This window comes from Candidatus Flexifilum breve (assembly GCF_016713355.1).
The window spans coordinates 308,944-330,482 of the sequence record NZ_JADJPI010000010.1 but is presented as its reverse complement, the minus strand read 5'-3'; the positions used below and the strand labels follow the sequence as shown (position 1 = coordinate 330,482).

General features: G+C 59.5%; 28 protein-coding genes, 1 tRNA gene and 5 pseudogenes. 24 read left to right on the top strand and 10 right to left on the bottom strand.

Annotation, left to right across the window (positions count from 1 at the left end; all coding sequences use genetic code 11):
• Window positions 1-57: 57 nt before the first annotated feature.
• Window positions 58-456 (bottom strand): BadF/BadG/BcrA/BcrD ATPase family protein, encoded by a 399-nt coding sequence (locus tag IPK17_RS11400; RefSeq protein ID WP_343417813.1) that lies wholly within the window; start codon window positions 454-456, stop codon window positions 58-60.
• Between the two features lie 195 nt (window positions 457-651).
• Here IPK17_RS11400 and IPK17_RS11395 point away from each other — a divergent pair, with 195 nt between their 5' ends.
• The 10 genes from IPK17_RS11395 to IPK17_RS11360 all read left to right on the top strand — a co-directional run bounded on the left by IPK17_RS11395 (window position 652) and on the right by IPK17_RS11360 (window position 6,384).
• On the top strand, window positions 652-1,764 hold the full coding sequence (locus IPK17_RS11395) for an integrase core domain-containing protein (RefSeq protein ID WP_343417812.1): 1,113 nt from the start codon (window positions 652-654) through the stop codon (window positions 1,762-1,764).
• Between the two features lie 214 nt (window positions 1,765-1,978).
• A complete protein-coding gene (locus tag IPK17_RS11390) occupies window positions 1,979-2,191 on the top strand; it encodes a hypothetical protein (protein WP_343417811.1) in 213 nt (70 codons plus the stop codon).
• An 81-nt stretch (window positions 2,192-2,272) separates the two neighbouring features.
• Complete coding sequence (locus IPK17_RS11385) at window positions 2,273-2,482, top strand: helix-turn-helix domain-containing protein (protein ID WP_343417810.1); 210 nt, start codon at window positions 2,273-2,275, stop codon at window positions 2,480-2,482.
• Window positions 2,479-2,667 carry a hypothetical protein gene (locus IPK17_RS11380; protein ID WP_343417809.1) on the top strand — a complete coding sequence of 63 codons (189 nt, stop codon included), beginning with the start codon at window positions 2,479-2,481 and terminating at the stop codon, window positions 2,665-2,667. The genes IPK17_RS11385 and IPK17_RS11380 overlap by 4 nt, the downstream gene beginning before the upstream one ends.
• A 225-nt stretch (window positions 2,668-2,892) precedes the next feature.
• Entirely contained in the window at window positions 2,893-3,093 is a 201-nt protein-coding gene (locus IPK17_RS41035; RefSeq protein ID WP_502748667.1) for a plasmid mobilization protein, read from the top strand.
• Window positions 3,090-4,697, top strand: coding sequence for a DUF3987 domain-containing protein (locus IPK17_RS11375; protein WP_343417808.1), 1,608 nt, complete (start codon window positions 3,090-3,092; stop codon window positions 4,695-4,697). Before IPK17_RS41035 ends, IPK17_RS11375 begins: the two co-directional genes overlap by 4 nt.
• Window positions 4,624-5,076: a CHC2 zinc finger domain-containing protein gene (locus IPK17_RS40480; protein WP_350341619.1), complete on the top strand. Its 453-nt coding sequence runs from the start codon at window positions 4,624-4,626 to the stop codon at window positions 5,074-5,076. The genes IPK17_RS11375 and IPK17_RS40480 overlap by 74 nt, the downstream gene beginning before the upstream one ends.
• 96 nt (window positions 5,077-5,172) lie before the next feature.
• Window positions 5,173-5,757, top strand: a complete 585-nt coding sequence (locus IPK17_RS11370) for a toprim domain-containing protein (RefSeq protein WP_343417807.1) — start codon at window positions 5,173-5,175, stop codon at window positions 5,755-5,757.
• Entirely contained in the window at window positions 5,741-5,923 is a 183-nt protein-coding gene (locus IPK17_RS11365) for a hypothetical protein (RefSeq protein WP_343417806.1), read from the top strand. Before IPK17_RS11370 ends, IPK17_RS11365 begins: the two co-directional genes overlap by 17 nt.
• A 23-nt stretch (window positions 5,924-5,946) precedes the next feature.
• Window positions 5,947-6,384, top strand: a complete 438-nt coding sequence (locus tag IPK17_RS11360) for a recombinase family protein (RefSeq protein ID WP_343417805.1) — start codon at window positions 5,947-5,949, stop codon at window positions 6,382-6,384.
• A gap of 1,222 nt (window positions 6,385-7,606) precedes the next feature.
• On the opposite strand, the gene IPK17_RS11355 is transcribed toward IPK17_RS11360, so the two are convergent.
• Window positions 7,607-7,682, bottom strand: a tRNA-Ala gene (locus IPK17_RS11355).
• 97 nt (window positions 7,683-7,779) lie between these two features.
• On the opposite strand from IPK17_RS11355, the gene IPK17_RS11350 reads away from it, so the two are divergent.
• The 6 genes and pseudogenes from IPK17_RS11350 (at window position 7,780) to IPK17_RS11325 (ending at window position 10,799) form a co-directional block, all read left to right on the top strand.
• Complete coding sequence (locus IPK17_RS11350) at window positions 7,780-8,310, top strand: glycosyltransferase family 4 protein (protein ID WP_343417804.1); 531 nt, start codon at window positions 7,780-7,782, stop codon at window positions 8,308-8,310.
• A 90-nt stretch (window positions 8,311-8,400) separates the two neighbouring features.
• A pseudogene (locus IPK17_RS11345) lies at window positions 8,401-8,965 on the top strand (glycosyltransferase family 4 protein).
• Complete coding sequence (locus IPK17_RS11340) at window positions 8,914-9,510, top strand: hypothetical protein (RefSeq protein WP_343417802.1); 597 nt, start codon at window positions 8,914-8,916, stop codon at window positions 9,508-9,510. Before IPK17_RS11345 ends, IPK17_RS11340 begins: the two are co-directional and overlap by 52 nt.
• 121 nt (window positions 9,511-9,631) lie before the next feature.
• Window positions 9,632-10,090: pseudogene (locus tag IPK17_RS11335) on the top strand (glycosyltransferase); the annotation flags it as partial.
• A complete protein-coding gene (locus IPK17_RS11330; protein WP_343417801.1) occupies window positions 10,087-10,608 on the top strand; it encodes a glycosyltransferase family 2 protein in 522 nt (173 codons plus the stop codon). The pseudogene IPK17_RS11335 and the gene IPK17_RS11330, both read left to right, overlap by 4 nt.
• Complete coding sequence (locus IPK17_RS11325; protein WP_343417800.1) at window positions 10,587-10,799, top strand: hypothetical protein; 213 nt, start codon at window positions 10,587-10,589, stop codon at window positions 10,797-10,799. The genes IPK17_RS11330 and IPK17_RS11325 overlap by 22 nt, the downstream gene beginning before the upstream one ends.
• On the opposite strand, the gene IPK17_RS11320 is transcribed toward IPK17_RS11325, so the two are convergent.
• Entirely contained in the window at window positions 10,796-11,446 is a 651-nt protein-coding gene (locus IPK17_RS11320; RefSeq protein WP_343417799.1) for a LysE family translocator, read from the bottom strand. The two genes, IPK17_RS11325 and IPK17_RS11320, sit on opposite strands and share 4 nt — an antisense overlap.
• Window positions 11,447-11,841: 395 nt before the next feature.
• Here IPK17_RS11320 and IPK17_RS11315 point away from each other — a divergent pair.
• The 6 genes and pseudogenes from IPK17_RS11315 to IPK17_RS11290 all read left to right on the top strand — a co-directional run.
• Window positions 11,842-12,507, top strand: a pseudogene (locus tag IPK17_RS11315) (glycosyltransferase); the annotation flags it as partial.
• A gap of 139 nt (window positions 12,508-12,646) precedes the next feature.
• A complete protein-coding gene (locus tag IPK17_RS11310; RefSeq protein ID WP_343417798.1) occupies window positions 12,647-12,907 on the top strand; it encodes a glycosyltransferase in 261 nt (86 codons plus the stop codon).
• A 233-nt stretch (window positions 12,908-13,140) separates the two neighbouring features.
• Window positions 13,141-13,305: pseudogene (locus tag IPK17_RS11305) on the top strand (hypothetical protein); the annotation flags it as partial.
• Window positions 13,306-13,465: 160 nt separating this feature from the next.
• On the top strand, window positions 13,466-13,780 hold the full coding sequence (locus IPK17_RS11300; RefSeq protein WP_343417797.1) for a hypothetical protein: 315 nt from the start codon (window positions 13,466-13,468) through the stop codon (window positions 13,778-13,780).
• 11 nt (window positions 13,781-13,791) lie between these two features.
• Window positions 13,792-14,058 carry a hypothetical protein gene (locus IPK17_RS11295; protein WP_343417796.1) on the top strand — a complete coding sequence of 89 codons (267 nt, stop codon included), beginning with the start codon at window positions 13,792-13,794 and terminating at the stop codon, window positions 14,056-14,058.
• 77 nt (window positions 14,059-14,135) lie between these two features.
• The gene (locus tag IPK17_RS11290; RefSeq protein WP_343417795.1) at window positions 14,136-14,345 is read left to right on the top strand and encodes a DNA-directed RNA polymerase subunit alpha C-terminal domain-containing protein; all 210 of its coding nucleotides are present in this window, start codon (window positions 14,136-14,138) and stop codon (window positions 14,343-14,345) included.
• Window positions 14,346-14,354: 9 nt separating this feature from the next.
• Here IPK17_RS11290 and IPK17_RS11285 read toward each other — a convergent pair whose 3' ends face one another.
• The 7 genes from IPK17_RS11285 to IPK17_RS11255 form a co-directional block, all read right to left on the bottom strand.
• On the bottom strand, window positions 14,355-14,822 hold the full coding sequence (locus IPK17_RS11285) for a hypothetical protein (RefSeq protein WP_343417794.1): 468 nt from the start codon (window positions 14,820-14,822) through the stop codon (window positions 14,355-14,357).
• Between the two features lie 12 nt (window positions 14,823-14,834).
• Window positions 14,835-15,320: a PaaI family thioesterase gene (locus IPK17_RS11280; protein ID WP_343417793.1), complete on the bottom strand. Its 486-nt coding sequence runs from the start codon at window positions 15,318-15,320 to the stop codon at window positions 14,835-14,837.
• A gap of 166 nt (window positions 15,321-15,486) precedes the next feature.
• Complete coding sequence (locus IPK17_RS11275; protein ID WP_343417792.1) at window positions 15,487-16,344, bottom strand: DMT family transporter; 858 nt, start codon at window positions 16,342-16,344, stop codon at window positions 15,487-15,489.
• 4 nt (window positions 16,345-16,348) lie between these two features.
• Complete coding sequence (locus IPK17_RS11270; RefSeq protein WP_343417878.1) at window positions 16,349-16,675, bottom strand: DJ-1/PfpI family protein; 327 nt, start codon at window positions 16,673-16,675, stop codon at window positions 16,349-16,351.
• 420 nt (window positions 16,676-17,095) lie between these two features.
• On the bottom strand, window positions 17,096-17,416 hold the full coding sequence (locus IPK17_RS11265; RefSeq protein WP_343417791.1) for an AzlD domain-containing protein: 321 nt from the start codon (window positions 17,414-17,416) through the stop codon (window positions 17,096-17,098).
• Window positions 17,417-17,444: 28 nt separating this feature from the next.
• A complete protein-coding gene (locus IPK17_RS11260; RefSeq protein WP_343417790.1) occupies window positions 17,445-18,266 on the bottom strand; it encodes an AzlC family ABC transporter permease in 822 nt (273 codons plus the stop codon).
• On the bottom strand, window positions 18,263-19,003 hold the full coding sequence (locus IPK17_RS11255) for a pyridoxamine 5'-phosphate oxidase family protein (RefSeq protein ID WP_343417789.1): 741 nt from the start codon (window positions 19,001-19,003) through the stop codon (window positions 18,263-18,265). Before IPK17_RS11255 ends, IPK17_RS11260 begins: the two co-directional genes overlap by 4 nt.
• Before the next feature lie 114 nt (window positions 19,004-19,117).
• Here IPK17_RS11255 and IPK17_RS11250 point away from each other — a divergent pair, with 114 nt between their 5' ends.
• Window positions 19,118-20,092: a hypothetical protein gene (locus IPK17_RS11250; RefSeq protein ID WP_343417788.1), complete on the top strand. Its 975-nt coding sequence runs from the start codon at window positions 19,118-19,120 to the stop codon at window positions 20,090-20,092.
• Between the two features lie 11 nt (window positions 20,093-20,103).
• A pseudogene (locus IPK17_RS11245) lies at window positions 20,104-21,515 on the top strand (AAA ATPase domain-containing protein); the annotation flags it as partial.
• Window positions 21,516-21,539 lie beyond the last annotated feature (24 nt).

The following is a 21,539-nucleotide window of genomic DNA, read 5'->3' as shown; positions in this document are numbered from 1 at the left end:
ACTCGATTTATCCGCCGGACTCACGCCTGGATCATAGAACAGATCACAACTGACCCACTAGGTCAGAAACAGTTTGCTCGGCGGCAGACTCGTCTCCAGAGCGGTCAGTCGCTCCGCGCTGACTTCAACGCCTGCCGTTTCAAGCGCCAGCAAGACGGCGCCGACCGCCGGCTCATACCGTCCCCGTACCGGCGTGATGTGGGGCGTTTGCTGCTGAATGACGGCGGTCACCGTATCGACCAGCAGCCGCCCCCGATGCCGGAATAGTCCGCCATTCAGCACCAGCGTAAACGTCTGATCGGCAATGCCGACTTTGCGCGCCGCGACCAGGACATATTCAGCTAAGCGTGTGCCAAGCTGCACCACGAGCGCCCGTGCCCTCGGATCGCCGTTTTCGGCTTCGTCAAGTACGATGCGAGCCAGCTTGCTGACTTCAATCTGTGTTGGCGGGACCACCCCGCGCTGCGTAAAGCGGCGCAGCAGACCTTCCGCCGACTCCTCGCCAAAGAGTGCCAGCGCCCTCGGCTGTGCTGGACTGATTGCTCATCCGTTCAAAAACGAGGAGCATCTAAAGTTCTTCCTTTCCAGACGCTCACATGTCACCGTAAAATGCACCACTCGCTCTTCAGTCTATCCCCACCGGGTGGTGTCATGTTTCGTTCTTTGTGGTCCCCATTTGAGAGAAAGCTCATTGAGCTCCTTCAATCGCTTCAGCGTCAAATCAAAACTTGGGCGAAGCCCCTTCCGCCGACTGTCGCCGCTGGCGTACTCACAGATTTACCGCGCACCAAAACCGATCTCGTTCTCGAAAATGCCTTGCTGCGCCAGCAACTGGTCGTGCTGCAACGTCATGTCAAGCGTCCTCGTTTCACTTGGAGAGACCGTATCTTCATGGTCGTCACAGCAAGCCGACTACCGTCTTGGCGTCAAGCGTTGCTGATTGTTCAACCAGACACCGTCCTCCGCTGGCATCGTGACTTGTTCAAATATATCTGGCGTCGCAAGTCGCGTCAGCGCGGAGGGCATCCGCCGTTGAGCCCCGAGATCGTGGCGCTCATCCAGCAGATGGCGACCGCCAATCGCTTGTGGGGTGCGGAACGTATTCGGGGTGAGTTGCGAAAATTAGGCTGGGAGGTTGGGAGAGGTACGGTGCTCAAGTATCTGCGTCGGTTCCGTCCGGTTCGTCCGCCAAGCCAAACTTGGAAAACATTTCTGCGTAATCATGCAGATACCATCTGGACATGTGATTTCATTCAAGTCACCGATGTCTTCTTTCGCTCTCTTTTCATCTTTGTCATCGTCGAACTCGGTTCTCGACGCGTTGTCCATCTGGGCGTTACCCGTCATCCAACGGATGCTTGGGTTGCTCAGCAACTGCGCGAAGCGACGCCGTTTCAACAAGGACCCAAGTATCTCATTCGGGACAACGACCGAAAATATGGAGCGTTTTGCCGTAGTGGCTCAGGAACCTCAATCGAGGTCGTGCGGACACCCATTCGTGCGCCCAAAGCCAACGCCGTGTGTGAACGCTTCATCGGTTCCGTGCGCCGCGAGTGTTTGGATCACCTGCTCGTTCTTGGTGAGAAACATCTGTTCCAGATGATGAAAGCTTATATCGAGTACTACAATCAGTATCTACCACATCAGGGTATAAACCAACGCATCCCTGCATCTGTGACATCAGCGCAGTCGACAAGATCGGGACCCATCACGGCACAACCCATCCTCGGAGGTCTGCACCACCATTATTCGCGCGCGGCGTAGCCGGACAGCTCCAACCTCAAATCCTGGAACGGATGTGCAAAGAGTCCAGCACAGGTTCGTTGGCGATTGGTCCTGGCAGAATTGTTTCTGGGGGTTGATCAAAGCGCGGCGCTGGATCACAAAGTCCAACCAGCGCGTCGATTTCATCTTTGACCTGACGGAGAGCGGACGGTTTCCCAAAGGCGCTGCGCTATACCTTCCGCGAGGAATGGCTGTGGCAGCGGGTCAAGTGGCCGAAAATGATCGGGCGGATCGTGGTGGTGGGTGGTGGGCAGCAAATGAGCGAGCTCTTGAGCTCCGCTGCAAAATTGCTCCGGAGACGATGAAGTATTTCCGGCGGGTCAATACACTGGAGGAAGCGTTTGCGCTGCTCAAAACGTGGGTCCTTGATGATGACACGCCACCCTTCGACGAAATCGCGATCTGACGACTGTCACCCTTTTCCACGCTTTGACGACTTCCGGTTATACTTGGCCAACGACCGAACACGAGTGCTTGAGGGCGGATTATGGATTCCTCGAAGTGGATCAAGAAACGACGGGAAACTCTGGGAATTACGCAGGAGCAGTTTGCCGAACGTCTTGCCCAAGGGGGAATCGAAGTGACGAAAGCCGCCATTTCCAAGTGGGAGGTCGGGCGAACACCCCTACCACTGCAAACCCCAGAAAACCGGCAGGCCTTTGCTGCTGCCCTTGAACTCTCGATCAAGAGTTATTGATCTGTGCCGGTTACGAGATTGATACGGAATGGTCGATCCAGGCGCGGCTCATCGCCACGCTCTTCGATCAGCTTTCAGCGCACAATCAAAAAGCGGTGTTTCTCCTCGTCACGCACCTCAAAGGTGATGAGGATGCCGCGAATGAAACCGTGGATGACAGTGTGCTGCTCGACAAGTTCGGCTGATTCTCGCAGTTTCTCCAAGACGTCTTGCTTAATTTCATCACCAGATGCCAGCCCTACTATTTGTAGCTGCTGGCAATTGTCGTCGCGCAGTAACGAGGTCGTCGCGCCTGATGACATTGTTACTGCGTTTGTTCATGTTTAGCTATCTGGAACGATGACCTTATCATCGGGATTTCTGGTGCTTTCCATTACTCTCTGCGTACAAGTACAGACACGGAGGGTTGAATGTCTACGAAAGTTCCCCGAACTGAAAAAGTCACCTCACGAGTGACCCAGGAAGAGCATCGGCGGCTGACTGAATTGGCGGACGCAGAAGGTCGCAGCCTGTCGAATTACCTTCACTGGTTGATTCGAGCGCGGTTGCAAACGGAAACAACCAAGCAGCCTTCGGCGCCAACCGCTGTGCGCTCGCGACCGCTCCGGTGATCGCCTTCTCTCAACATGATCTGTATGCGTTGTCACGGGCGTTCGTCGGGCTGCCGTGGGCCGGCGTGCCGCTCACACCAACCGCTGCGCTGCTCTTGGCACATCTCGATCCCAACCAAGCGGAAGACCTGCGTTTCCTCCGCAAAGTTTTGGGGCAGGAGCTCATTCAAGCAATCCTTGCCATCGATCCTCAGGCACCGCCCCCCGAAATTGTCGCTCGTTCTTCCGATCTCAACATTGTGCCTGAACTTCCCATGGCTACTCAGCTAACGCCAGCACAAGTTGCGGAAGCCCAGGGGGTTGGACGCTGGCTCACGGATTATATGGAATGGGCGGGACGGGCAGCGAACGAAACGCCCCTGATGTTTCATCAGGGAGCGGGCTTATATCTGGCAGCGGTAGCGGTCGGACGACGGCTCTACATTCGCACACCGTGGCGGCAGCAGATCTTCCCTAACCTTTATCTGATGATCGTTGCCATTTCAACCTACTACCGCAAGTCTGCCGGGCTGAACCTCGCCGCCGAAGTCGCCCCTCTCGCGCTGCCCCACATGATCATGCCGCAGCCCGGATCACCGGAGAACTTCATGGCGATGCTCGGCGGCATTCTCCCGCCGAACTTCTCGGATATTCCTCAGGCAGATCGGACGCGGCTGGAAAAAGGGAATCGCTTTGCAGCCCAGCGTGGATTGCTGCGCGACGAACTGTCCGGGTTGTTCAAATCGATGGGCCGCGATTACATGGCCGGCCTAAAAGAGCTCATCATGACGCTTTACGACTGCCCCGGCTACCTCGACAGCAATACCAACAACAAAGGACTGGTCGTAATCCGGGATGCGGCGCTCTCGATCCTCGGCGCGGCCACCCCCGCCGAGCTCGCCAACGCACTGACGGTTAACGACTGGTACAACGGTAATCTCGCTCGCTTCGCTCTTTTGACACCAGAGACGGATTATCACGAACGGGTCGCGCCACGAGACAGCCATAACCCGACTGAACTCGCTGAGCGTCTGCGTCGACTCCATGAGCGCCTGCCCGAACCGCCGCCAGCCGCCGCGCTCGGGGATGCACCGGAGGCGGAGGCGTGGTCGTTGGTGGCAGAGTTCTGGTCGGCGTGCCACGGGTATGAACAGGCGCTACGCGCGATGACTGCTCCGCAATCCACACTGGATGATCGGTTGCGCGCCATCTACGGTCGACTGCATGTCCAAGCGATCAAGGTGGCGATTCTGTTGGCCGCCCTCGATTGGTCGGATGCGGGCGAGGAACGGCTGCAATTGAAGGTCACTACGGCGCACTGGTACCGCGCACAGTTGATCGTCGAGGAATGGCGCGCCTCGGCGCATCGTCTCCTCGCTGACCTCGGCGAGAACGAAGAAGGGCGTCTGGAAATACGCATTCTGAGTTTGCTGCGGGCCTCCGGGGGGGCGACGGTGCGTGACCTTTACCGTTCACTGCGCTCAACACGCAAACCCGTGATGGAGGCACTGCGGGCACTCGAAGAAGACGGCTGTGTTGTCCGCCTAGAGAATGCGGGCGGCAGTGGTCGTGGTCCGCGCACCGACCTCTATCAGGCGATTGACTTATCTGGCATGGGGTCGTGACAAATCAACAAACCTGTCAACCTGTCAACTTGTCCAGAAGCATGACGAGTTTTTCAGAGAGGGAACCATGAAGACTGTTGTGCGGCGAGCAAAAGAAGCAACAGATCTGAGGGTGCTGGTCGAACAAGATCTGGGACGACCCGTTTCGCGCAGCGCCCGCGCTTGGCTCTGGAAGTGCCCATTTCATCATGAACGGCGGGGCGCGAGCCTAGCGGTGTGGGCCGATGGTTATCGCTGTTTTGGTGCGTGCGCATCGGGTGGCGATCTGGTTGACTGGCTGCAGCGCTACCGTCATTTGAATTTTACTGGAGGCGCTCGCCGTGTTGGGAGATGCTGTGTCTGCCTATCCTCATCTTCATCGACCGCAGGAGTCAACTGAACCACCCCGTTCGAGTGGCAAGAAGCGGCACGGCGCGTCGTCGCTTATGCCGAAGAGAAACTTTGGTCGCTAGAGGGGCGGTCTGCTCTCACGTATTTGTTCAAACGTGGCCTCACAAGTCGAACGATCAAAGCCGTTCGCCTTGGTTACGTGCCCGGTGGGTATCACGGTTGGCAAAGCCTCCACGGACTGAAAGTTCCGTGCGGGATAGTTATCCCCTGGTTTGCGGCGGAGGCGTTGTGGGCGGTCAAGGTGCGGCGCGCTTACGGTGAGCCAAAGTACGTGCAGATTTCCGGAGGCAGTTCGCACGGACTGTACAACGCCGATTCGCTGGAAGATCGTAGTAATGGACTCATGTGTGAAGGGGAATTCGACACACTGATTGCTCAGCAGGAAGCTGACGAACTCGTCGCAGCAGTGTCGCTCGGGAGTGCCAGCGCCGCTCTCTCGATCCGTTGGTACAGTGCCCTCGTGACGTGCAGCGATATCCTTGTTTGCTATGACAATGACGCGGCGGGCAAAAAAGGCGCTGCACGGTTACAACAACTCTCACCCCGTTTTCGTTCGATCTCAGTTCCTCATGGAAAAGACATCACCGATTTCCACCTTGGCGGCGGTGATGTGTATGGGTGGATTGAACAAGTCTTGAGGCTGCGGATTGACAATGAGCCGCACCGGTAACTGCTCGCCTGAAGAGATGCTGCTGCGCGTTCTGCGCGTGGCGGAAATGATCATCAAACAGGAAGCAGTGCTGCCGCATCGTGCTACTGAACACCCTGATCAGCGGCCCGATCCCAAATTGCCTCGCAAAAACACCAGGGGAATAATCTGGTGTAACTTAATGTAGATGAAGTCCTGATTGAGGTTGTGATGCCACGACGCAAAGCGAAACGACTTCCGCCCAAACCCGGATGGGCGGTTTATCTTCGCACCAGTGATGAAGAGGCGCAGAACCCGGCGCTCTCGCAGAAACGGCAGCGGTTTGCCATAAATACGGGACTAGTTGATCGTAGCATGCTGCCACTCATCGAAGAATATGTTGATAACCTGACCGGACGTTCACCTGATCGGCTTGACTATCAGCGGATGTTGGATGACGCGCGTTCAGGTAAGTTTTCCCATGTGGCTGTCGAACGTGCGGATCGTTTTGGACGGAACGATGCGGAGGCACTGCGCGCGATTGATGAACTGCACGACTTTGGTGTTGCCGTGCGATTCGCCAATCAACCAGATTTGATCCGATTGATGCAGATGACCGTATTCTGGTCACACTCCAATTCACACTGGCGCGGCGTGAATCCATTTTGATGGGCTTACGGATCAAAGGCGGGCATCACTCGAAACTTCGTGATGGGGGGTTGGTCAACGCTCGCACCCGATGGCTACCGGAATATGGAAGAACGTACCGAACACGCTGAGCGACTGGAATATGGCAAATACAAGCATTGGGTAGAACCTGATCCTGAACAGTTTAATGTGTGGCGACGGGCATGGGATCTGCTGCTTGAAGATCAAATGACGTTGGAGGAAATCTGCGAAGACCTGCATGCACGTGGTTTCCACTTTCGGACGGGACGTCCATTTGTTGAAATCAAAGATGGCAAACGCCGCGCAGCAGCCAATGGTTTATCCAAGAAGTTTCATAACTGGTTCTATGCAGGTTGGGTGGTGAGTGAACAGGCCAATATTCCTCCAAAGACGATCCGCGGGGAATGGAAAGCGGTCGTAACAACGGAGGAATTTGAGCGCGGTCTTGACATCCTCAAACGGCGGGTGAAAGACAGATCGCCGCGTCGTCGGCACGAGTATCTACTGAGCGGGCTTGTCTACCTTCAGCAAGAGGGACAAGATCAACTGGTGCGCTTGACCTGTTCCACCTCCAATCCTGACCGGAGCGGTGGCGGTACAGCGCACTATCGCGTTGCGCGGTCAGATATTAACCTCCTGTGCAGCGCGATCGATGCGCAAGTAACAACCCTCATCGCACAGGTTAAAGTCGATCCTGAACTCGTACCGGTGATTCGCGCAGCTTATACGCACGATATCGCCGAACGCCTGGGCCATCTGCGCCCGTCGGATCGAACGCGGATCGAAGCCGAATTGAAAGCAATTGATGGGGAAGAAGCGCGGATTGCCCGTTTGCTGGCGTCCGGCAAAGTCACTGAGTCAGTGTGGAATAATCTGTGGGAAGAATGGCAGGATCGCCGCCGCACTTTGCGCGCCAATCTGGATGGCGTTGCGCAGCAGGTAGACACGCATATTGCGCACCTTGATCAAGCTTTAACTCTGATTTCTAAAGTGGGTGTATTATTTGGAGCAATGGAGCGCAGTGCCCAAAAAGCCTTGCTGCGTGAAATGGTTGAGCGGGTTGTCGTTGACCCTGACGGTCAGGTTGTTCGGTTGGAACTGCTCCCCCCATTTTCGTATTTGCGTCAGTTGACGCAGCGAGCAATGGGAAGCAAGCGTGGCACAGGCAAAACAAAAACCAGCAAAGTCTCCTCGCTGGTTTCAGTTCGATTGATTTCTCTTCTGGTGGACCTGAGGGGATTCGAACCCCTTACCTCTACAGTGCGATTGTAGCGCTCTCCCAAATGAGCTACAGGCCCGTGAGTTGCACGAACGAGAGGAATTGTAATGGCGGCGGGCATGGGTGTCAAGGCGGAGTCTCACGCTAATGCGGAAAATTCGCTACAATGACGCCCTATGATGAACCATGTCTTGATGCTCAGTCTGGATACCGCGCTCGCCACCCCATCCTCAAGGCGATTCCCGAGCGCGGCACTCACCTACGCGGCGCGGACGGGGCGCTTGACGATCATCGTCTACACGACGCCGCACGTCGGCGCGGCGTTTCAACCCTCCGACCATCTGACCATCATCCCGACCAACAGCCGCCACCCGGTGCTGTTCCCGCTCGATGCGATCCGGTTGGCGCGCGGTGTGCTGCGCGGCGGCGGCGTGAACCTGATCACGACGCAGGAGCCGCTTGCGACCGGGCTGGTCGGCTTGCGGCTGCGCTTGCGCTATCGTGTGCCGCTCCTCGTGCAAAATCACAGCTACTTCTTCGGCAATCAGGCGTGGCTGGATGAGCGCCCACTGCGCAATCGTCTGCTTACAGCGATTGGGCGGGTGGTGGTCGCGCGCGCTGATTTCTATCGCACGGTCAATGATAAAGAGAAGCAGAACTATCTCGCGGCAGGGGATCACCGCGCCGGGTGGTCGCGCTGCCACTAGGGACGGCGGCGGGCCTTTGCCGCCGCGCCCGATCCTGATCAACTGGCGGCGCTGCGCGCACGACTCGGTTTGACGGCGGCGACGCCCGTCGTGCTGTGGGTTGGTTATCCGGTTGGGTTTAAGCGCGTGCCGATCCTGTTCAAAGTGTTCAAGAAGGTGCTCAGCCGCGTGCCCGACGCCAAGCTCGTGCTCATCGGCGATATGAAGCGCTCCCCGGTCGACTTGGCGGCGCTGGCGCAAACTGAAGACCTCGGCGGGAGCGTCATTTTCGATGGACCGGTGCAGCACGATCAACTGCCGCTGTATTACGCGCTCGGCAGCGTGTACGCGCACACTTCCTCATATGAAGGGGCCGCGCGTGCTGTTCGAAGCGTCGGCGGCGGGGCTGCCGCTCGTGGCGCTGGATGTGGTCGGCGTCAACGAGGTGATCGAGAATGGCGTGAACGGCTATCTCGCGCCGGATATGGATATCGACGGTATGGCGGGGCGGATCGTCACGCTGCTGCAAGACCCTGTGCCTGCCAAAGCGATGGGCGAACGCGCGCGCGATCTCGCGCTGCGGCGCTACGATGCCGAACGCTACATCGATTCGTGGATGGGCGTGTGGCGCGAAGCGATTCGCCTAGGCATGCGCAGGCGGCGGAGGTGGTTGTGAATCTGCTGCTGTTCAACCTCGCGACCGACGCCGACGATCCGATCCTCGGCTTTACGACGGGCTGGAGCAACCGACTGGCGGCGCATTACGAGCACATCGACGTGATCACCATGCGCGCCGGACGCTTGGATGTTGCGCCGAATGTCAGTGTGTACTCCATTGGCAAGGAGCGTGGCTACGGAGAAGCGCGGCGGGCAGTCGAGTTCTATCGCGTGTTGAGTACGCTGCTGTTACGGCGGCGCTACGCGGCGTGTTTCGCGCACATGCAGCCGCTGTTCGCGCTGATGAGCGCGCAGCTGCTGCGACCGCTCAATGCGCCTATCACGCTGTGGTATACGCATCGCCAGCGGCATCGCACACTCGAATTGGCGACACAGGTCAGCCGCCGCGTGGTGACGGCATCGCCGGACAGCTTTCCGATCGCCACGCCTAAACTGCGCGTGTTGGGTCATGGGATTGATACGGATTTCTTTAGGACTGAGGGCGAAGGTCTGAGGACTGAGGAGAACGTTCCCGTTATACCTAACACCTCTATAGCAAGCTGATCTTACTCAGTCCTCAACCCTCAGTCCTCAGTCCTCAATATGTCGTGCATGGCGCGGCTGATGCCGATCAAGCAGCAGGCGACGCTGATCCGCGCGCTGCCGAGCGTGCCCCGCCGCGCACGCCGTGTTTGTTGGCGATGTGCCGCCGGAACAGGGCGCGAACTATCGGGCGGAACTGGAAGCGCTGGCGCGGGATCTCGGCGTAGCGGAGCGGGTCACCTTTGCGGGCAATCAATCGGCGGAGGGCGTACGGGCGTGGTATGCGCGGGCGGCGGCGGCGGTCAATCTGAGCCCGGTCGGGCTGTTCGACAAGGCCGCGCTCGAAGCGATGGCCATGCGCGTGCCGACCATCGTCACGAATCCGTCTTTCGATCCGCTGCCCGGTGATGCAAGCTGGCGCAGCGAGTCGCCGGAGGATCACGCGGGGCTGGCGGCACGTCTCACCGCGATCTTGGCGCTCGATCCCGCGGAACGGGAGCGGCTCACGAGCATCAGCCGTATGCGGACGGTCGAGGCGCATGGTTTAGACGGCTTGATCCGCCGTCTTGTTCAGGTACTCAACACCGGAGAGATGACATGAATTTCCCGAAAACGCTGGTGATCATCCCCGCGCTCAACGAAGCGGACAGCATCGCCCACGTGATCGGCTTGATCCAGCAGCACGCGCCGTGGGCGGATATCGCCGTGATCAACGACGGTTCGACCGACGATACGCGCGCCATTGCGACGACGTGCGGCGCGATTGTGCTCAGCATGCCGTACAACGTGGGGATCGGCGCGGCGGTGCAGACGGGCTTTCTCTATGCGGCGCAGCACGGCTATGAAGTCACGGTGCAGAACGACGGTGACGGCCAGCACAACCCGCAGGAGATCCCGCTGCTGGTGTCCGACCTGATCGCCAGCGGCTCGGATCTCGTGGTCGGGTCGCGCTACATCGAAGATCGCGGCTACATCACGCCGATGGCGCGCAAGGTCGGCATTGTGATCCTCGCGCGCATCATCTCGCTGATCACGCGGCAGCAGTTCACCGATCCGACGTCAGGGTTTCGCGCCTCCAGCCAGCGGACGATTCGCCTGTGCGCGCACCTATCCGCATGATTACCCCGGAACCGGAAGCGGTCGTGCTGCTGCATCGCGCCGGGCTGCGGCTGCGCGAAATCCCCGTGACGATGAACCCGCGCTACGGCGGCAAATCCTCGATCACTCCGATCAAATCGGGCGTGTACATGCTCAAGGTGATTCTCGCGATCCTGATCGGGCTGCTGCGTCCCGCGCCATCCGTCGATTAGCTCGACTTGTGCCCGCCGCTGGAGAAGGCCGTGACCAGCCCTAAGCCGATGTAAATCGTCCCGCTGATGTACTTCTGCGCGCGCAGAAACGTCTGGTTGCGCTTGAGCCAACCGCCCGCCGTGCCGGAGAGGATGGCATAGGTGCCATCGGTGAACAGGGCCATGAGGGTGAACATCAGGCCGAGCAGCAAAAACTGCACGCCGACCGCGCCGCGCGCCGGATCGACAAATTGGGGCAGGAAGGCGAAGAAGAACAGCGCGGTTTTGGGATTGAGCACGGCAACAACCACGCCTTGACGGTAGATCGAGCCAAGGCTGCGGCGTTCAACGACTGCGTTGGCGGTGAGGGGCGTTTTGTCGAGCAGGGTCTTCACGCCGAGGTAGACGAGATAGGCCGCGCCGAGGTACTTGACGATGTCGAAGGCCAGCGCCGACGTGAGCAGAATCGCCGAGAGGCCGAGCGTCGCCGCGAGCACATGGACGAGCGTCCCGGTCTGCACGCCCATGACGGAGACGACACCCGCGCGCCGCCCCTGATCCATACTGCGGGCGACGATGTAGAGCACGGCGGGGCCGGGCGTGATCAGCAAGATGAATGCGCCAGCGAGGAACAGCGACAGCGTACTCAGCGGTAGGATAGTCTCCATGCCTGTGAAATCCTTGTGCGATTGGGTGAACACAACCCCTTTACTATAAGTGGACTTTCCTGACCTGTCTATGACCAGTTGATCGGGCCTCACCCGTAAACCAGACCCCACCCCCGGCCCCTCCCCGAATTCAGGGAGGGAGCCAACATCCCTCGCAGAATCCGATTAGATTTTCGTAGGGACGCGCAACGGCGCGTCCGTCGTTTCCAACCCCACCTCCGGCCCACGCCTCTGAATTCAGGGAGGGGAGCCAACATTCCTCCCCTCTCACCGCTGGCGTGGGAGAGGGGTTGGGGGTGAGGGGAAACATGGCATCTGCTATACTGCGTTGACTGTGACCTGCCACCTGTAAACTGTGAACCCTATGCGCGTGTTGATGATCTCCAAAGCCTGCATTGTCGGCATCTACCAGAAGAAACTCGAACTCATCGCCAAAATGGGCGTCGAACTGCTGGCGCTGTGCGCCCTCGTGGAAAGATGAGCGCGGCGAACAGCGCCTCGAACGGGTCTATACGGACGGCTACCGTCTCGAAGCCATCCCGATCTGGCGGAACGGCGATTTTCACGCGCACAGCTACCCGACGCTCGGGGCGCACCTGCGGACGTTCAAGCCGGACATCGTGCATATCGACGAAGAGCCGTATAACCTCTCGGCGTGGCAGGCGCTGTTCCATGCGCGGCGCGTGGGCGCGAAGTCGCTGTTTTTTAGCTGGCAGAATATCGCGCGGGACTACCCGCCGCCCTTCAGTTGGGGCGAACGCTGGACGCTCAACCATGTCGACTACGCGCTGATGGGCACGGAGAGCGCCGCCGAGGTGTGGCGCGCCAAAGGCTACCAAAAGCCGCTGCGCGTGATCCCGCAGTTTGGCACCGATCCCGACCTGTTCCACCCGTCGCCACCGACCGCTCGACCGTTCACCGTGGGGTTTTTCGGGCGGCTCGTGCCGGAGAAGGGCGTCGACGTGCTGCTGGACGCGCTCGGTCAGCTCGGCGGGGAGTGGCGCGCGCTGATCGTCGGCGGTGGGCCAGAAGCAGAACGCTTGCAAGTGCAGGCCACCGCGCACGGCGACCGGATCACGTTTCGCGCGCAGGTGCCGTCGACGGAGATGCCCGCGCTCTACCCCAAGTGGATGTACTGGTCTTGTTGTCGCGACCCGCCCCAACTGGAAAGAGCAGTTTGGGCGTGTGCTGGTGGAGGCGATGGCGTGCGGCGTCCCGGTGATTGGCTCGGACAGCGGCGCGATTCCCGATGTGATCGGCGATGCGGGGCTGATCACGCCGGAGGGGGATGCGGCGGCTTTAGCGGACGCGCTGCGCCGCGTGCGCGATGATTCGAGTCTGCGGGCGAAACTGGCGGCGCAGGGGCGTCAGCGCGTGCTGGAACGCTTTACGCACGCGCAGGTTGCCGCCGACACGGTTGAGGTGTACCAGGAGATGTTCAACTCGGCTCGTTCACGATAAAAGAGCCGGACGCAATGAATTGCGTCCCTACGCAGACTCAAATGTAGGGACGCGATTTAGAGGGTGTCCAATAAGGGTATCACCTGTAGGGACGAGGCATGCCTCGTCCTGATTTTTTGAGAAGGATACAGAGGACAAGGCATGCCTTGTCCCTACAAAAACTTGGTAACTGTGTGCTTTTTAAACACCCTCTTTATCGCGTCCGCTGATTAGGTAGAGGCGTAGTAATGATAACGGCAGACGAATATGAGAAACTTGTTGCTTTCCTCGACTACTTGATTGATGAAGTTGGCGAGGATGAGTCACACCCGCTGGCATCGGTCATAGATGTGGTTGGGGTGTTAATCGAACGGTACGAAAATGAAAACGTATCGGAGATCTCCAATACTTCAAAATAGCGCGGTTTCTATATGTAATTTGTGCATCAAATATGCACTTGACAAAGACAAGAACAAATGTACAATAAATTCTGTTCACAATGAACGTTATCGCAGACGGAATTAGCGGTACGAATCGTTTCCTGGGTCGCACCCACATTTATCCGGGAGGCCGTGCACCTTGACCGCACATAAGTCAAATGGCGAACAAAACAGTTCACGTCCTCCTCCTGTCCTTGAGCGAAAGTCAGAGAATAAAAGGGCTAAGGAAGAAACTAGTAGAACGCGTAAACGGGTAAAGCGTTACAGTCTTGTCTTGCCTGAAGAACTGTACACGACGATACAAGAACTGGCTGATGACCGGGGAACGACCGTTCTGGAGATATTCCGACGCTTCATCAAGTTGGGGTTAATTGCTGCTGAGCTAGAAAATGATCCCAACAAGAGTCTCATAATTCGTGAAGGCGATAAGGAGCGGGAAATCATTCTCATCTAAGGAGGTGAGTGATGACAACCGCCGGTACGCACGATGAGCGCGTTACTATCGACGAGCTAGCAGGTGATTTGCTAGACCAAAGCATCAGTAACGGGGTAGAAGCGACTGAGTTGGGTGAGGAAAATCGACCCAACTTCTATGTTCTTCACTACCAAGGCAATATTCATGTCGGCCTAAGAGCTTCGATTTCAGTGAAGCGCTTGTTGACTTATACTGGTGCTCTAGGTGGTGCGGGTGGTGTAATCCACCTGATTTTGACAGCAATTTCCGGGAAGTAACGCGATAGCATTGCATATGATTACACCAGGTACGATATGTATCTGGTGTTTTCTTTATATTTCAGGAGACCCAATCAATGTCCAACCAGCAACCTGACCAACCCACCGACCTGCCCAAGATTGGCGCGCCGGCGACGAATGCGCTTAATGGCGCGGGGTACTATCGCCTTGAACAGTTGACACAGGTCACCGAAGCCGAGCTTATGGCGCTGCACGGCTTCGGGCCGAAGGCGCTGCGTATCCTCAAAGAAGCGCTTGCCGAACGAGGATTAGCGTTGAAGGGGTAAGCAGCAAGGCTAGAGCTTCCCCGCCTGCTTGAGTTCGACGATATCCCGCGCGTGGTCGCGCTCGTGGATGATTGCGCCTTCGACGAACTGCGTGACGGTCTCGCTGGCCCATGGAAAGCGCACCAACTGCCCGTAGGCCTCGGCGGGGATGCTCTCAAGGAAGATTTTGAGCGCAAAGCGGTTGATCTCGCATTCCAGCCGCGCGCCGTCCACGGTCGCGCTCTGCCGCTCGGCGACAAACTGCGCGTTGGTCACATCGACGTTGATGTAGGGGTAGGGCGTCACCGGGATGCCCGCCACCGTGTCGCGGAAGATGGTGAACATCAGCGCGTCCCAGCCCGCCATGTGCGCGAAGAAGTCGCGCTTGTTCCAGCCGGGGTAAATGTCGACCGCCGGATCAACATCGGCCAGCACCGCCCACAGATTGTCGCGCTCGGCGTCTAGAGATTGCAGTAAACTCGCTTTATCTTGGCTCATCAAAATCTCTCCCTAAGGTGTCAAAATCGCGCAGGTCGAAACGCCGTGCGCGTACAGTTTGCCCGCCGCATCGACCAGCCGCGCTTCCGCGGTAGCGATGCGCCGCCCCACGTTGATCGTCTGGGCTTCGGCGCGCAGCAGTCCGGTGTCCAGCGTGATCGGGCGGATGAAGTTGGTGTTGCCGCTCACCGTCGTGTAGCCGACGCCCGCTTCCAGCATGGTCTGCACGGCGCAGCCCGTCGCCGAATCGAGGATTGTCATGGCGACGCCGCCGTGCACCAGCCCGATCGGGTTGTAGAGGAATTCGGCGGGCGTCACGGTGAACACGGCGCGTCCCGGCGCGACTTCGACGAGCGTCATGCCAAGCAGATAGGCGAAAGGCGGGCGAGGGATCTCCCCGTCGATCATCGCCTGCAAGAAGTCGAGTCCGCGCATGGTGCGGGCTTTCTCGGCGATGGGCAGCGGGTCGTGCCAGGTCACGGTGCGGGTACGATCCATGTGTTTCCCCTTGTTAAAACCAATGCAGAAATGCGATTGCGTGCGTCCGCTATCTCGACCCCACCCCCAGCCCCACGCCTCGAATCGGAGAGGAGGCCAGCAGACCGCCCCCCCCAGAGGGAGGGACCGTGAGCGTGTCCCTACGAAGATCGCGCCGGGGTGAGGTCTACAGGCTCACCAGCACGATGCCCGTGAAAATCAGCGCAACGCCGAGCCACTGCGATTTGTGCAGGCGTTCGTGCAGCAGATACGCCGCCAGCACGACGGTCACGGTCGTGTAGAGGGAGGAGAGGACCGTCACGATGGAGACCGCGCCGAGCGCCGTGCCGCTCAGAATAGCGATGTAAGCCGTGGTGTCGCACACGCCGATCAGGAGCACGCGCCCGAGGTCATGTTTGCGCGGGACGGTCAGCGGATGGCGGATGAGCAGCGCAATGCCGCCGAGCACGACGATGGTCAGCGCGCGGATGATGAACACGGGCAGAATGCCGCCGAGATACGGCGTCACATAGAAGCCGAACAGCCAGAAGACGAGGGCGTAGCCGACCGCGCCTGTGATCGCCCACGAGACGCCGCGCCGCACATTGCGCTGCTGCAAGGCTTCCGGGTTGATGACGAAAGCGGTCAGCATCACGCCGACGACCGCCGACAGCACGCCCAGCACGCGCACCGCGGGCAGGCGTTCGCCGCTGACGAAGGCGAACACGGCGGTCAGCGCGCCATAGCTCGCCGTGATCGGGGAGACGACCGCCATCAGGCCGATCTCGAAGGCGCGGTACAGGCAGAACGAACTGACGATGTTGAGCAGCGCCGCCGCGACCGCCGCCACATAGACGATGGTCGGCTGAGCCTCCAGCGTGAAGAACAAGCCGGTCGCCAGCGCGTACAGCCCCACGGTGATGAAGCCCACGAACTGCGTGAAAAACAGCGTACGAAAGCTGCCCATCTGGCGGGAGGCCAGCCCCGCGAGGAAATCCGCGCCGCCCCAGCCAATGGCGGACGTCAAACCGAGAATGATTTCCATGAGATCAGCCGGGCTGCCAGTAGTCGTATTCGATGTAACGGGCGGTCTGCCGCGCCACGTCTTCGCCGAGCAGGCGCTGCACCATGTGGAAGGCCATATCGATGCCCGCCGACACGCCCGCCGAGGTCACCACGCGTCCGTTGTCGACGTAGCGCACGTCACGCAGCACGGTGGTGGTCGGGTTATTGGCGGCCAGTTCATCCAGACTGCCGAAATGGGTGGTCGCCTGTAGGCCGTCGAGGATGCCCGCCGCCGCCAGCACCCGCGTCCCGGTGCAGACGGACAGCGTGAACTCCGTGCGCTGATCCTGCGCTTTGACCCACGCGATCAGCCGTTCGCTCTTGGCCGCCTTCCGTGACCCGCTGCCGCCGGGGATGATCAGGATGTCGGGCAGGGGGGCAGGTGTCGATGGTGTAGTCGGGCACGATGGTCAGCGGGTTGGCCGCGCGGATCGGCCCAGCGGTCTCTGGCGACCGTATAGACGTTGAACGGCGGATTGGCTTCAAGACCGTGTTCACCGAGGCGAACACTTCCAGCGGCCCGGCGAAGTCGAGCACTTCGACGGTTTCAAAGAGCAAGATCGCGATGTTGCGCGTCATGCAGGTTGATCCTTATTCCACAAAACCTCACCCGATTGATCACGCCTAGGTTTGCAGCCGACACTTGCGGCTGGGGCGAGGCTGCCCGCCGGGCAGCCCCTCCTCGTGTTAGCCCTTCCATCCCGAAGCGGGTCGTCCGGGGTGAGGTTTGGTTAGACGTTGAAGATGGCGCGGTACGCCAGCAGGGTGATCATGCCGATGACCACGGTCAAAAGCAAGTTCTTGCTGCGCCATGCCACCAGCGCGGAGACAATGCCCGCCACCAGAAACGGATTCGCCGGGGTGAGCGCGATTTCGCCCTTGGGCATGATCACTGACGGCACGATGATCGCCGCGAGGACGGCGGGCGGCACGTAGCGCAGCGCCTTGAACAGCCGCGCAGGCAGTTCAATTTTGCCGACCAGTTCCAGCAGTGGGTAGCGGATGAGGAAGGTCACCAGCGCCATCCCCGCCACGAGCAAAACTTCGTTCATACAGACTCCAACAACAAAAGATCAAGATTCAACGCAAAGACGCGAAGGCGGAAAGGCGCAAAGGAGTGGTAGATGAAAACTTACTTTGCGTCTTCGCGTCTTTGCGTCTTTCGTTAAGTAGCTCTTCTTTATTTTCTTCTTGCAGACCTTCGGCGATGACCCCGGCCACCACGCCAGCGAGCGCCGCGATGATCAAGCCGATATTGTTGGGCAGGGTGGAGGTGACGACGGGCACTATCCCGCCCACCAGCGCCGCGGCGAGGACTGGGCGCTGCTTGAGCGTCGGGATCAGCATGCCGATGAATGTCACCGTGAGCGCGAAATCGAGGCCGAGGTTGGTGAGTTGATCGCGGTCGACGGTGCTGGCGGCGATGATGCCGATCCACGTGAAGATCTGCCAGTTCACATACAGCGCCAGCGCCGCGCCGAGAAAATACCAGTGTTTGTGCGGCGAGTCATCCGGTTCGTTGTAGCGGTTAATCACCGTGAAGAAGGCCTCATCGGTGAGCAGGAAGCCCAGCACGATCAGCCAGCGGCGCGGCAAATGCTTGACATAGGGCGCGAGCGTCGTGCTGTACAGGGCGTGGCGCAGGTTCACTACGAACGTGGTCAGCCAGATGATGGGGAGCGTTGCGCCGCTGGCGACCAGATTCACGCCGATGAACTGCGATGATCCGGCGAACACGAACGCGGACAGGGCGACCGCGGCCAGCGGCGACAGGCCGCTCAAAATGGCGACCGCGCAGAAAATCACGCCGAAGGGCGCGGCCCCGACGATCATCGGGATCATCAGGCGCGCGCCCCGCCAGAATTCGCGCGTGGGGGTAGATGTTTGGGATTTAGCGGTCATAAGAACTCAGGAAAGACCAGTAAGGTTCGCCTACCAAATGTGACGCACGCACTTAGGGGTGTCCAAAGCCCCCCCCCCCCCCCCCCCCCCCCCCCACCCCTCCCCGCAGGGGGGGAGTTGCCCCCCCCCCCGAGAGGGAGGGCGCCCCTGAAATCGCTTTGGCTCGTCCCTACAAGACGTTCACCATGCTGGCCGTAGAAGAACGCGCCGGGAAACTCGTCCTCGACCTGCTTGCGCTTGCCGCTCCACGAGTCGATGCTGATCTGGAAGACGCTCGTACGTTTCAGCTCGTCCAGCGTGATCGGACGGTAGTCGCGGCCCGACTGCAAGTGCGGGAAGTACTTGTCGAGCAGCATCTGCAAGGCGCGTTCGGCCTGTTCACCTTCGATGAGCGTCGCGCGCCCAAACACGACCACGCCCGAATATTCCACGCTGAATTCCAGCGCTTCGTCGGCAGGGAGCAAGCGCCCCATGTCACTCACGCTGAAGCATACCTTGGCATCGCCTTCGACGTTGGCGCGGGTGCGCCCGACCTGCGCGGTATGTGTATAAATTGCCTGATTTTGCGCGTCATACACGAACAGGTTGCTGTTGATGAACGGCTGGCCTTCGTGGACGGTGGCGAGCGTGCCAATCGGCGCGTGAGTGAGCATTTCGGCGATCCACGCTTCATCGGTGACCGCGCGATCCGAGCGGCGCACCTGATTCGGTGGGAGGGCAGCATAATCTCTGGACATCGTTTTACCCTGTTTCGTGTTATAACAAAGAGAGTACCCAAAAACGTACTCCGCCTTAGTGCCAAATAAGACCGCGCCCGATGATCGTTGCCAGAGAAGCGTGTAGAAGGTAAGATGATGGCTGTAACAGATATTCGCTCCGCAAAACTGGTCGATATTCCGGTCATTCAGCGTCTGGTTGAAAAGGGAACGATCCTCGACAGTGAACTCGCCTGCACACGTGAGGCGATTAGCCAGCACATGCTGACGAATTTGCTGCCGCATCGGAACGTTGTGACGCTGGTCGGAAGAGTCGATCACCTGCGGATTGCTGGACAATTTCGTTTGAAAGCGGATGAACATCTGGCGCAAATGCTGTATATCGCGCCCGATTTGAACGAAGCGCACGGGGATACCGCGTGGCTCGAACTGGTCGATTCGATGGCCTTCGAAGCGGGTCGCCGGGGCGCGCACATGCTGACAGGCGAAGTTGACGAAGACGGCACGTTGTTCACCACGCTCCGCACCGCTGGCTTTGCGGTCTATGCGCGGCAGGAAGTGTGGCGTCGTCCCGCTGGTTATGCCGTGCCTGATCATATCACCCCCGCCGAACTCCAACCCGAAACCGATGCCGACGCGATGGAAGTCCAACTGCTGTACTGCAACATCGTGCCGCGCCTGGTGCAGCCGGTGGCTGTGCCGTCGAGTGAAAGTCAGGGGTATGTGTATCGCGGGGCGAATGATCGCATTCAGGGGTATGTCGCCGTCACCGAAGGTCGCAGCGGGATCTACGTGATGCCGTTCCTCCATCCGGATATTCCGTATCACAGCGCCGCCTCGATTCTCGCCGGGGCGATGGCGCGGGTGAACCGCGCGGACAAATTGCCCGTATATATCTGTGTGCGTCGTTTTCAGGATTGGCTGGAAGAAGGTCTCGCCGACCTGGGCTTCGAGCCGTATAAGCAGCAGGCGCTGATGGTGCGGCATATTGCGGCTGGCATCCGCCAGTCCGTGTTCACGCCGCTGAAGCAGGCGTTAGAGGTTGTGCCGGCGGCTGTGCGCCCGCCCACAACCCCCATCTCAAAGTCGGTTTTGGATCAAGGAGAATAGCAGTCTTCAATATGGAACGTCGTATAACAGACGACCTAGACAAGCTCAAGCAAGTCTTGCCTCCTCACATCAACCGCAAACTTGACGAGCTCGGTCGGGCAGATGATTTGCTCGAAGTCGTTCTCGACTTGGGGCGCATCCCGACCGCCCGCTACATCACCGGGGAAGTCTCCCTTTCGGAACATGAAGTCACCCGTGGCGAACTCGATGCCGTCGTCGATGGCATCGGCACGTTTGACGCGGATAACCGCGCTGGCATGGAACGCACGCTGCATCGCATTTCCGCGATTCGCAACCGCCGCCATGAAGTTGTCGGCCTGACGTGCCGCGTCGGTCGCGCCGTGTACGGCACGATTGACATTCTGCAAGACCTCGTCGAATCCGGGCAGAACATTCTGCTGCTCGGCCCGCCCGGTGTCGGCAAGACGACGATTCTGCGCGAAGCCGCCCGCGTGTTGGCGGACAGCAAGCGCGTGATCATTGTGGATACGTCAAACGAAATCGGCGGGGATGGCGATGTGCCGCACCCGGCGGTCGGACGTGCCCGCCGGATGCAGGTGTCGGTGCCGGATCGCCAGCACGAGGTCATGATCGAAGCGGTCGAAAACCACAACCCCGAAGTCATCGTCATCGACGAAATCGGGCGTGAATTGGAAGCGACCGCGGCGCGCACGATTGCCGAACGCGGCGTGCAATTGATCGGCACGGCGCACGGCAACGCGCTCGACAACCTGCTGCTCAACCCGACGCTGTCGGATCTGGTCGGCGGCATTCAGGCGGTCACGCTGTCCGACGAGGAAGCGCGGCGGCGCGGCACGCAGAAGACGGTGCTGGAACGGCGCGCCCCTCCGACCTTCGATGTGCTGGTCGAAATCCAGACGCGGGATCGCATGGCGATTCACGAAGATGTCGCCGCGGCGGTTGATGCAGTGCTGCGGGAACGTCCGCTGCCGATTGAACTGCGCTACCGCAACGAGTCCGGCGAAGTGCTGATCGAACAGCAGATGCCGGAAGTCCGCACGATTGCCGAACGCAACACCCGGTCGAGCAGCGCTAACGGCGAACGGCAGTCCGCGCGCAACGGTAAAGAAGGTCGCCGCCGCTCCGACGCTTACGAGCGCAGCCCGCCGTCTGTGACCGCCCGCCGGAACGCACGCCCGCCGAAAATCGCAGCGGCAAGCCGATGGTCGTGTACGCTTACGGCGTGGCGCGGAATCGCTTGCAGCAGGCGGCGCGCCGTTTGCACCTGCCGCTCACGCTGGTCGATGAGCCGGGGCAGGTCGATATGATCGTCACGCTCAAGAACTATTACCGCCGCCGTCCCAAGTTGATCGTCGATGCGGAACGGCGCGGCACGCCGATCTATGTGCTGCGGGCGAACACGGTCTCGCAGATGGAAAACTTCCTCATGGATGTGTTCGGTCACGAACCGCGTGAGGGCGTGAGC

Bases quoted from the DNA above. Each gene is read 5' to 3' on its own strand.
- IPK17_RS11365 (WP_343417806.1), top strand. From the start codon at position 5,741: ATGAGCCGCACCGGTAACTGCTCGCCTGAAGAGATGCTGCTGCGCGTT.
- IPK17_RS11290 (WP_343417795.1), top strand. From the start codon at position 14,136: ATGTCCAACCAGCAACCTGACCAACCCACCGACCTGCCCAAGATTGGC.
- IPK17_RS11285 (WP_343417794.1), bottom strand. From the start codon at position 14,822: ATGAGCCAAGATAAAGCGAGTTTACTGCAATCTCTAGACGCCGAGCGC.
- IPK17_RS11255 (WP_343417789.1), bottom strand. From the start codon at position 19,003: ATGTCCAGAGATTATGCTGCCCTCCCACCGAATCAGGTGCGCCGCTCG.
- IPK17_RS11265 (WP_343417791.1), bottom strand. From the start codon at position 17,416: ATGAACGAAGTTTTGCTCGTGGCGGGGATGGCGCTGGTGACCTTCCTC.
- IPK17_RS11295 (WP_343417796.1), top strand. From the start codon at position 13,792: ATGACAACCGCCGGTACGCACGATGAGCGCGTTACTATCGACGAGCTA.
- IPK17_RS41035 (WP_502748667.1), top strand. From the start codon at position 2,893: ATGTCTACGAAAGTTCCCCGAACTGAAAAAGTCACCTCACGAGTGACC.
- IPK17_RS11350 (WP_343417804.1), top strand. From the start codon at position 7,780: ATGATGAACCATGTCTTGATGCTCAGTCTGGATACCGCGCTCGCCACC.
- IPK17_RS11250 (WP_343417788.1), top strand. From the start codon at position 19,118: ATGATGGCTGTAACAGATATTCGCTCCGCAAAACTGGTCGATATTCCG.
- IPK17_RS11330 (WP_343417801.1), top strand. From the start codon at position 10,087: ATGAATTTCCCGAAAACGCTGGTGATCATCCCCGCGCTCAACGAAGCG.
- IPK17_RS40480 (WP_350341619.1), top strand. From the start codon at position 4,624: ATGCGGGCGGCAGTGGTCGTGGTCCGCGCACCGACCTCTATCAGGCGA.
- IPK17_RS11360 (WP_343417805.1), top strand. From the start codon at position 5,947: ATGCCACGACGCAAAGCGAAACGACTTCCGCCCAAACCCGGATGGGCG.
- IPK17_RS11260 (WP_343417790.1), bottom strand. From the start codon at position 18,266: ATGACCGCTAAATCCCAAACATCTACCCCCACGCGCGAATTCTGGCGG.
- IPK17_RS11385 (WP_343417810.1), top strand. From the start codon at position 2,273: ATGGATTCCTCGAAGTGGATCAAGAAACGACGGGAAACTCTGGGAATT.
- IPK17_RS11395 (WP_343417812.1), top strand. From the start codon at position 652: ATGTTTCGTTCTTTGTGGTCCCCATTTGAGAGAAAGCTCATTGAGCTC.
- IPK17_RS11275 (WP_343417792.1), bottom strand. From the start codon at position 16,344: ATGGAAATCATTCTCGGTTTGACGTCCGCCATTGGCTGGGGCGGCGCG.
- IPK17_RS11280 (WP_343417793.1), bottom strand. From the start codon at position 15,320: ATGGATCGTACCCGCACCGTGACCTGGCACGACCCGCTGCCCATCGCC.
- IPK17_RS11320 (WP_343417799.1), bottom strand. From the start codon at position 11,446: ATGGAGACTATCCTACCGCTGAGTACGCTGTCGCTGTTCCTCGCTGGC.
- IPK17_RS11310 (WP_343417798.1), top strand. From the start codon at position 12,647: ATGGCGTGCGGCGTCCCGGTGATTGGCTCGGACAGCGGCGCGATTCCC.